Annotated in this window: 12 protein-coding genes; 1 reads left to right on the top strand and 11 read right to left on the bottom strand. The window is 52.2% G+C overall.

Features of this window, described 5'->3' with window-relative positions:
* Positions 1-62: 62 nt before the first annotated feature.
* From mgtE to ABYT30_RS11585, 11 genes are all read right to left on the bottom strand, one after another.
* On the bottom strand, positions 63-1,421 hold the full coding sequence (mgtE, locus tag ABYT30_RS11635; protein WP_373081777.1) for a magnesium transporter: 1,359 nt from the start codon (positions 1,419-1,421) through the stop codon (positions 63-65).
* Between the two features lie 109 nt (positions 1,422-1,530).
* Positions 1,531-1,800, bottom strand: coding sequence for an HPr family phosphocarrier protein (locus ABYT30_RS11630; RefSeq protein WP_373096597.1), 270 nt, complete (start codon positions 1,798-1,800; stop codon positions 1,531-1,533).
* A 10-nt stretch (positions 1,801-1,810) separates the two neighbouring features.
* Positions 1,811-2,668, bottom strand: a complete 858-nt coding sequence (rapZ, locus tag ABYT30_RS11625; RefSeq protein ID WP_373096594.1) for an RNase adapter RapZ — start codon at positions 2,666-2,668, stop codon at positions 1,811-1,813.
* Positions 2,668-3,117 (bottom strand): PTS sugar transporter subunit IIA, encoded by a 450-nt coding sequence (locus ABYT30_RS11620; RefSeq protein WP_373096591.1) that lies wholly within the window; start codon positions 3,115-3,117, stop codon positions 2,668-2,670. The genes rapZ and ABYT30_RS11620 overlap by 1 nt, the downstream gene beginning before the upstream one ends.
* A 34-nt stretch (positions 3,118-3,151) precedes the next feature.
* A complete protein-coding gene (gene hpf, locus ABYT30_RS11615) occupies positions 3,152-3,439 on the bottom strand; it encodes a ribosome hibernation-promoting factor, HPF/YfiA family (RefSeq protein ID WP_008251637.1) in 288 nt (95 codons plus the stop codon).
* Between the two features lie 81 nt (positions 3,440-3,520).
* Positions 3,521-5,017 carry an RNA polymerase factor sigma-54 gene (locus ABYT30_RS11610; protein ID WP_373081786.1) on the bottom strand — a complete coding sequence of 499 codons (1,497 nt, stop codon included), beginning with the start codon at positions 5,015-5,017 and terminating at the stop codon, positions 3,521-3,523.
* A gap of 143 nt (positions 5,018-5,160) precedes the next feature.
* On the bottom strand, positions 5,161-5,886 hold the full coding sequence (gene lptB / locus ABYT30_RS11605) for an LPS export ABC transporter ATP-binding protein (protein WP_373081787.1): 726 nt from the start codon (positions 5,884-5,886) through the stop codon (positions 5,161-5,163).
* A 2-nt stretch (positions 5,887-5,888) separates the two neighbouring features.
* Entirely contained in the window at positions 5,889-6,467 is a 579-nt protein-coding gene (gene lptA, locus ABYT30_RS11600) for a lipopolysaccharide transport periplasmic protein LptA (RefSeq protein ID WP_373081789.1), read from the bottom strand.
* Positions 6,454-7,020: an LPS export ABC transporter periplasmic protein LptC gene (gene lptC, locus ABYT30_RS11595; protein WP_373081790.1), complete on the bottom strand. Its 567-nt coding sequence runs from the start codon at positions 7,018-7,020 to the stop codon at positions 6,454-6,456. Before lptC ends, lptA begins: the two co-directional genes overlap by 14 nt.
* A gap of 2 nt (positions 7,021-7,022) precedes the next feature.
* Positions 7,023-7,544, bottom strand: coding sequence for a KdsC family phosphatase (locus tag ABYT30_RS11590; RefSeq protein ID WP_373081791.1), 522 nt, complete (start codon positions 7,542-7,544; stop codon positions 7,023-7,025).
* Positions 7,545-7,558: 14 nt separating this feature from the next.
* Positions 7,559-8,533, bottom strand: a complete 975-nt coding sequence (locus ABYT30_RS11585; protein WP_373081792.1) for a KpsF/GutQ family sugar-phosphate isomerase — start codon at positions 8,531-8,533, stop codon at positions 7,559-7,561.
* Positions 8,534-8,725: 192 nt separating this feature from the next.
* On the opposite strand from ABYT30_RS11585, the gene ABYT30_RS11580 reads away from it, so the two are divergent.
* The coding region (locus ABYT30_RS11580; protein ID WP_373096588.1) for an ABC transporter substrate-binding protein at positions 8,726-8,980 on the top strand (255 nt) is incomplete at its 3' end.

The following is an 8,980-nucleotide window of genomic DNA, read 5'->3' as shown; positions in this document are numbered from 1 at the left end:
CGCCGTCTTGCTGGGGCGCTCTGATTCTGGTGTTGGTTCAATCACAGTAAAGTCCGTTGCTATTAAGCGTAAAAATAGGTGGCCAAGCCGAGGAAGGACATAAAGCCGATAACATCGGTGACGGTGGTGAGTACTACACCGCCAGCGAGGGCTGGGTCGATATTTAATGATTTCATGATAAGGGGTAGCGCGGCGCCGGCCAGCGCCGCCGTGATTAAGTTGATGATCATTGCGGCGGCAATAATGGCACCCATCAAGGGATCGCCAAACCATACTGTCGTCGCACCGGCGACGATGAGTGCCCAGAGGCCGCCGTTTATCGCGCCTACCATTATCTCGCGGTTAATTAACCAGCGGCTATTGTCTTTGCTGATATGGCCAAGCGCCATGCCGCGAATCACTACCGTTAAGGTTTGGGTACCCGCGACGCCGCCCATGCTCGCCACAATCGGCATGAGTACTGCCAGTGCGACGACTTTTTCAATAGTGGCTTCAAACAAATTGATAACGCCTGAGGCGATAAAGGCCGTCAGTAAGTTAATACCCAGCCATATGGCTCGCCTTGGCGCAGTGCTCCAGACGGCTGCGAAGGTGTCTTCATCTTCATCCAAGCCCGCCATGCTCATCAGAGAGTGGTCCGACTCTTCACGGATAACATCGACCACGTCATCGATGGTGATTCGGCCTAATAGCAAGCTGTCGTCGCCAATAACCGGTGCGGATACCCAGTCGTGGCGGGCGAAGAGGGTGGCGACTTCTTTGGAGGACATACTGGCGGAAATAGGCTCCACCTCGGTGTCCATGATTTCCCGCACAGTGACGCTGGGATCGGATACCAGCAATTTGCGTAGCGAAAGAATGCCGATGTACTGATCGTTGCGGTTGACTACGATTAAGCTGTCGGTCATCTCTGGCAGGCTCTCGTGGCGGCGCAAATAGCGCATCGCGACATCGAGGGTGATGTTTGGCCGCACGGTAATCGTGTCGGTGTTCATCAAGCCGCCGGCGGTGTCTTCGTCGAAGGACAAAACGTGCTCGACGCGGAGGCGGTCCTGGTGGTCCATCGACTCTAGGACTTCGCGAATGACTCGATCAGGCAATTGCTGGAGGATATCGGCGACATCGTCGGCTTCGAGGCCTTCAGTGATCGCGGCGACTTCCTCGGCGTCCATTAGCCGCAGAAATTGGCTCTGAACTTCGTCATTGAGGTGCTGAAGGATGTCACCTTCATTCTCTGAGTCAATAAGTTGCCACAGTACGGTACGGATCTTGTGTGGCGTTGATTCAATGAGGTGAGCGGCATCTGCTGGCGGCAGGCCGTTTAGCATGCGGCGAATTTGCAGGAATCCGCCGGAACCCAGGGCGTCATTAAGGGTTTTGAGCTGGCTCTCGGTTTGTAATTTGTCTGCAGTCTGGGCCATACCTATCCCTAGCCTGAGCCGTGGTGGATTTGTGTAATATCTGGGTAATTATCCTTGAAAGCGCGGCGCGCAACAATCGGCAAGCGAATCTCGGATGAAATAAAGTTTCTTACTCTCCTTCGCCAAAGCGTTGATTTATTAGATCTTGTATCGCGGCCAAGGCTGCAGCCTCATCGCTGCCATCACAGCTAACAGTGATATCACTGCCTTTACCTGCGGCAAGCATCATGACTGACATAATACTTTTACCGTCGACACTTTTGTTGCCAATACGCAAGGTGATTGCTGAGCTAAAGGCACCGGTGGTGGCGACCAGCTTGGCTGCAGCGCGAGCATGTAAGCCCAATTTATTGATGATTTTGAGTTCTGCTTCGACCATCGTAGTGTCTCTAATTCTGGAGTTCGCGATGGCGAACTTGGAGGTCTGGGTAAGTGTTGCGGATGGTCTTGGCCAAAGATTCGACCATGTATACTGAGCGATGTTGGCCACCGGTGCAACCAATGGCAATAGTGAAATAGCTACGGTTACTGGCTTCAATTTTGGGTAGCCAAGTCTGTAGGTAGTGCAAAATATCTTGGTGCATTAATTGCACATCGGCCTGTTTAGCGAGAAAGTCTTGAACGGCTTGGTCGCGGCCGGTCAGGCTGCGCAAATTTTCCTGCCAGTGGGGGTTGGGCAGCATGCGTAGGTCATAGACAAGGTCGGCATCAATCGGTAGGCCGCGTTTAAAGCCAAAGGATTTGAGCTGCACGGCAAGACGACTGGCATCGACGCCGAGAATGCGATCGCGAATTGCATCGCGCAATTCGTGTACGGTCAAATCACTGGTATCGATCGCCAGTGATGCCTCGACAACGATCGGCTCAAGTAAGCGCGACTCCAGTTTAATGGCGTCAGCCAGTGGCAATGAGTCGGTGGTTAGGGGGTGGCGGCGCCGAGTTTCACTAAAGCGTTTGATTAGCTTGTCATCGCCAGCATCGAGAAAAACGATGCGTAGATGAGCGTGTTGCTTAACTTGCTCGCAGAGGCTCTTAAATCGAGCTAGGCCATCTTGAGCGTTGCGGGCGTCGATACAGACCGCTACGTGCTGATGGACCTTTAAGGGGCTTAAGGATAGTTCGCGAACCAATTCCGGTAGCAGTGACACCGGTAAATTATCGATGGCGTAGAAGCCTTCATCTTCCAATTGGTGTAGGGCGGTACTTTTACCGGACCCAGATCGCCCACTGAGGATGATGAGTTCCATTAGCCTTTTAACGCTCGTTCAAATAGGGCTTGGTCCGAGCTCGCACTGCGCAAATCGTCGCGGAAGTCTTCTTCGTTAAATGCCGTTGCCAGCGCGCCTAATACTTTGAGGTGTTCGTCGTGGGCTTCGGCTGGAACGATAAGGGCAAACACTAGGTCAACGGGTTTATCGTCAATGGCCTCGAAATCAATCGCTTGGTCGAGCTTAAGTAGCATGCCAGTGATTGCCGTGCAGCGACTGCTGCGGCAATGGGGAATCGCTACCCCATGACCGATACCGGTGCTGCCTAGGCGCTCCCTAGCGAGTAATTCATTAAATAATTCGTCGGCGTCAAATTCGCTGTTGTCAGCGCTGATACCGGCTGAAATAAATTCGAGTAGTCGCTTTTTGCTGGTAATGGACGCACCGCTATGGGTGCGTCCTAAGGTGAGAATGGAATTGAGTATCATGGTTTCTTGCAACAGTTTGAGTGGGTCAGGGGCCTTAGCGGCCCAGGGTTTTTTCTTTGTGCTTAATGAGTTGTCTATCGAGTTTGTCGGTCAGGCTGTCGATCGCCGCGTACATATCCTCCGATTCGCAGGTGGCAAATAGGTCGGCGCCGGCGACGTGCACGGTGGCCTCGGCTTTCTGTATGAGCTTTTCTACTGACAGGGTGACGTCGGTATTGGTGATATTGTCAAAATGTCGTTGAAGTTTGCCGAGCTTAGTATTGACGTAATCGCGAAGAGACGGGGTAACGTCAACGTGGTGACCACTAACAGTAATCTGCATATCTTGCTCCTTCATCGCTGAAAATAACCAGCGCCTCACGGCGCGTGTATGACGACAATGACCGTAACAGGGGCACTGCCACTATACCAGTCGTTTCCGCTCGTTAGACGGCGGAATAACCAGTGATTCTCGGTATTTTGCAATGGTGCGGCGAGCAACTTGAATGCCTTGCTCGCCGAGTAAATCGGTAATTTTGCTGTCGCTTAAGGGCTTGCGAGGGTTTTCAGCTGCAACCAGCTTTTTAATTAATGCACGAATCGCGGTAGATGAACACTCGCCACCAGTGTCGGTCGAAACATGGCTGGAGAAAAAGTATTTGAGCTCAAAAATTCCCCGTGGGGTGTGCATGTACTTTTGCGTCGTTACGCGGGAAATCGTGGACTCGTGCATACCGACCGCCTCTGCTATGTCATGCAAAACCAGTGGCTTCATGGCCTCGTCGCCGTATTCTAAAAAGCCGCGCTGGTATTCGACAATTTTGGTAGCGACTTTCATCAAGGTTTCATTGCGGCTGAGCAAACTTTTGATAAACCAGCGGGCTTCTTGCAGATTGTCGCGAATATAGTCGTTGTCACTGCTATTGCTACTCTTTCTCGCCAGTGCTGCGTAATGCGCATTGATTTGAATTTTGGGGGCAATGTCTGGGTTAAGTTCTACCAACCAGCGATCGTCCTTCTTGCTGACAAACACATCGGGAACCACATACTCAGTATCATCGGCACCAATGCCGTCGCCGGGCGTGGGGTTGAGGGATTGCACCAGTTTTATTACTTCGCGAAGCTGGTCTTCTTTCAGTCGGCAACGGCGCATAATCTGGTTATAGTCGCGATTGCCTAATTGCGCCATGTATTGACTGACAACAAGCTGGGCTTCTTCGACAAAAAGGGTGTCGGATGGCAGCTGCTTAAGTTGAATTAACAGGCATTCTTGCAGGTCACGGGCAGCGACACCTGGTGGATCAAATTGTTGAATAAGGTGTAAAACCGCATTGAATTCTTCGATCTCGATTTCGTCATTGTCGAAGCCTTCAACAAGGTCTTCGGCGCTAACAGTGAGCCTACCGTTGTCGTCGATCGCGTCGATGATGGCATCGGCAATTAGGCGGTCGATATCTGACATGCGGCTAAGATTTAACTGCCAGCGTAAATGATCTTGGAGTGAGTCTGCGCTGGAGTTGCGGTAGTCATTACTGTAATCGTTGTCTTCTGAGGCTGAGCCGCTCCCAGAGCCGCTGCTAGTGCCGCTGGTTTGATATACGTCATCCCACTGGCTGTCTACGGGTAAATCGTCGGGGATATCGCTGCGCTCCGCCCATTCAGTATCGGCTTCGGGCTGGGGGGCTTCGGTTTCTTGATCGCTAGTTTTCTCGGCTTTTTTGGGTTCAGCGGACGTCGGCTCGATATTGACCTCGAAATCGTCGGCGTCGTCGCTAATTTCAAGTAGAGGGTTGGAGTCCAGTGCGGTTTGTATTTCTTGCTGGAGGTCCAGGGTAGAGAGTTGTAATAAGCGAATCGCTTGTTGCAGCTGAGGCGTCATGGTCAAACTTTGACCGACTTTGAGCTGTAGCGATTGTTTCATAGGCAGCGGCTTCTACAACAGGATAATGGCAACACGAGCACGGGGTTTTGCTCTACCGGCAATAATTTTTGCCTCTCACTCAGTGTAGTCGGGACAACCATCTCCTGCAATACCTGTGCCGTGTCATTTACGCTATGCGCAAATTACAAGGTAAATTTATCGCCTAGGTAAATGTCGCGAACAACCTGATTGTTTAGCACAGTATTGGCGTCACCTTCGGCAACGATTCTGCCTTCGCCGACAATATAGGCTTTGTCGCAAATATCGAGGGTTTCACGGACATTGTGATCAGTTATCAATACGCCAATGCCGCGGGCTTGCAGGTGTTTTACGATATTTTGAATATCGTTCACCGAGATCGGGTCGACCCCGGCAAAGGGCTCGTCAAGCAGGATGAAGCTGGGTTCGGTGGCCAGGGCGCGGGCAATTTCAACCCGGCGCCGCTCGCCGCCAGAGAGTGCCATACCCATGGACTTGCGGATGTGAGTAATATGGAATTCTTGAAGCAGCGCCTCGAGCTTTTCTTTACGTTGTTTGCGGTTGAGGTCGCTGCGAGTTTCAAGTATCGCCATAATATTGTCGGCGACCGTCAATTTGCGGAATATTGACGCTTCTTGAGGCAGGTAGCCGACGCCGTTTTTTGCGCGGCCATTTATTGATAGTCGCGTCAGGTCGCGGTCATCGAGACGTATGCTGCCACGGTCGGCGTTGACGATACCGACAATCATATAAAAACAGGTGGTTTTGCCGGCGCCGTTGGGGCCAAGTAGGCCGACAATTTCTCCGCTGCGTATCGTCAACGAGACATCTTTAATGATTTCGCGACCCTTGTAGGCCTTGGCGAGGTTGCTGGCTTGCAGAACTGGCATGGTTAGCGCGAGCCTCCACTGGGGGTGTTGTCCGGGGTGGGGCTAACCGTCTCATTTTTACCCGCATTGCCGGGCAGCTCGCTGTCTGGGATTGCCTGGGGCTGGAGGGTCATTTTAACTCGGTTTTCTTTTTCGGTGGTGCCGCCATCGGCGACCACCATTTGCTTGCGGCCACTGTATACCACGCGGTCACCTGAAATCTTAGAACCTTGGTGGGTAATTGAGGCATTCTTTTGAAGTAAAATTTCTTCCTGCTGTAAACTGTATTCAATGCGTTGGGCGCTGGCGATCACGACCCCCTCGTCGGTGCGGGGCTGTTGCTCAAAGTAGGCGGGGCTGCCTTCGGCGATCACTTTCTCAACCTTGCGATTTGACTCAATAATGGTCAACTTATCGGCCCGTATTTTTAGCGAGCCTTGACTCATATTGACATTGCCAATGTAGACGCCTTGGTTGTTCTCGTAAATGGCGCGGTCTGAGCTGAGATTGATGGCCTGTTTGCGATCATCTGGTAGGCTCAGCGCAGCGCTGCAAACACTCAGCGCCAGTGTGGGCACTAGCGCAGCTTTAAATAGGGTCATATTGGCCTTTTACCTGGTCAAGGAGTTCAACGCGCTCATTTTTCATGCTGGCTTTCATGCCTAGCGAGTGAGTTTTGCCGTTGCGCAGTGACAAGGTCAGTGGCTGATCGGTACTCACTTCGCTGTTCTCCAAATTTATTAATAGTAATTCAGTGCTTATTTGCGCCTGGCGAATCAGGTCTTTAACCAGCACGGTGTCCTGTAGCGTTAATTGCTCGCCGTCTTGGGAGAGCTTGCCCGTCTTGGCACTGGCGGTCCACGGTCGCTGGTCAGCGATATTGCCGATATATGAGGGGTCTTGCAATGAGATTGAGCCGTCGGAAATTAATCGCTCAGCGCTACTGGCGCGCCATTTGTATGCGATACGACCATCGATGCTGTATTTTATGCCGTCAACTTGGCTGAGGTGGGAGTCGGCGTCAGGGACTGCCTTGAAGCGTTCAACAATGCTTAATTTACCGCTTTCGCTGTATTGGGTGAGGTAAATAACCGTGCCCGCCAAAGCAGTGATGGCCGATAAGACGGAAAAGATGGTGAATTTAATTTGTTTCATTTTTAAAGGTATTGTTCCAGCGCGCCATTGAGTTTGTCTTGCGCCTTTAAAATAAGCTCGCAAACTTCGCGAATCGCACCGTTGCCTCCCGCTGCGCGGGTTTGCCAGTCAGCGTGACGGGCGACAAATTCGTGGCCATTGGCGACGGTGATGCCGAGTCCGGCTTGGCGAATTGCCGAAAGATCGGGGAGGTCGTCGCCGACATAGGCGATTTCGCTCATTTCAAGGCCAAGATCGGCGCGCAATTCCTCGAGTGCAACGAGCTTGTCTTCTCTACCTTGGTAGATGAGTTCTATTTTCAGCTCGCCGGCGCGGCGCTTAACTAATTCCGAGCAGCGCCCGGTGATAATGGCGGGCTTAATCCCTGCGTCGCGGAGTAACTTAATACCGAGACCGTCAAGAATGCTAAAGGCTTTCATCTCCTCGCCACTATTGCCAAAGTAGAGACTGCCGTTGGTGAGGACACCATCGACATCCATGGCCAAGAGTTTGATCGTTTTTGCTTTCTCAATCACGCTGTGCATGTGGCAAGGGGTTCCTAGGCAACGCCTGCTTTTAGCAGGTCGTGGGTGTGTATGACGCCAACGGGTTGGCCGCTGTCGTTGACGGCGACCAGTACCGTAATTTTATTATCTTCCATGATTCGCAGCGCTTCAGCGGCCATAGTGCCAGGTTTAATGGTCCGGCAATTGCGGGTCATGATGTCATCGATGGGGCACTTATGTATATCAATACCGCGGTCGATCGCTCGGCGGAGGTCTCCGTCAGTAAAAATACCGGCCAATATACCGTTTTGATCGACCACGGTTGTCATTCCGAGGGTTTTACTACTCATTTCCAGCAGGGCGCCACTCAGGGCGCTGCCCAAGGCGATTTTGGGGATGCTGTCGCCGGTATGCATAATACTGTCAATTTTTAGAATCAAGCGGCGGCCGAGTGCGCCGCCGGGGTGGGACAGTGCAAAATCATTTGCGGTGAAGCCTCTGGCTTCCAGTAGCGCAATAGCCAGCGCGTCCCCCATTACCAAGGTCACCGTTGTGCTGGAGGTCGGGGCGAGGTTGAGTGGGCAGGCTTCTTCGGCCACGCTGACGTTTAGGTGCACGTCAGCAGTGGTGGCGAGCTCGGACGCCGGGTTGCCGGTAAGGGCGATCACCGGTACCGCGAGCAGTTTTAGTAGGGGTAAAATGGTAATTAACTCGCCGGTGGTGCCTGAGTTAGATAGCGCAATGACAACATCGCCCGCTGTAATCATGCCAAGGTCGCCGTGGCTGGCCTCGCCGGGGTGGACAAAAAATGCGGGTGTGCCGGTACTGGCAAGGGTGGCTGCAATTTTATTGCCGATATGACCAGACTTGCCCATACCGGTAACCACGACTCGGCCCTTGCACGACAAAAGAATATCGCAAGCTTGGCTGAAACTGTCGTCGATACGGTCGGCGAGGGTAGCGACGGCGTCGCGTTCCATGCGGATAACACGCAGAGCAGAGCTAGTATATGATGTGCTATTGGTCACACTGAGTTACCTGGTTAATTAAAGTTGCCCGTTAAGCTGGGGCTAATGTTGGCTATGATAATTTCCAATGTGACAAAATAACAGGATTAGCTGGCATCGTATGCGGGAGTCATTTTCGTAAACAGTGGTCGAAGCTTGCAGTTAGCAGTGTTATGCCGTGTTTTAGCGGTTAAAAATTATTGAGGGGATGATATGTTTAAGCGAATTTTATTAGTGGCGTTTACGGCCTTTGGCTTGTTAGCCCAAGCATCGGCGGCGCAGAAGGGGCCATACGAAGTGGTTGCCGATACGACTCAAGAACTCGTTAAAGTGATTGAGGGTGCGCGCAGCTATGTCGACAAAGACCCAGAGCGTTTTACTGGTGAAGTGCGCCGGATTATGGATGAAGTGGTCGACTTTCAGAGCTTTGCCCGGGGCATTATGGGGAAATACGGCAGTCGCGGCTAT

The sequence above is a fragment of the Zhongshania sp. genome, from assembly GCF_041623545.1.
Lineage (GTDB): Bacteria > Pseudomonadota > Gammaproteobacteria > Pseudomonadales > Spongiibacteraceae > Spongiibacter.
The sequence above is the reverse complement of the archived record's forward strand: the minus strand, read 5'-3'. Positions and strand labels throughout refer to the sequence as shown.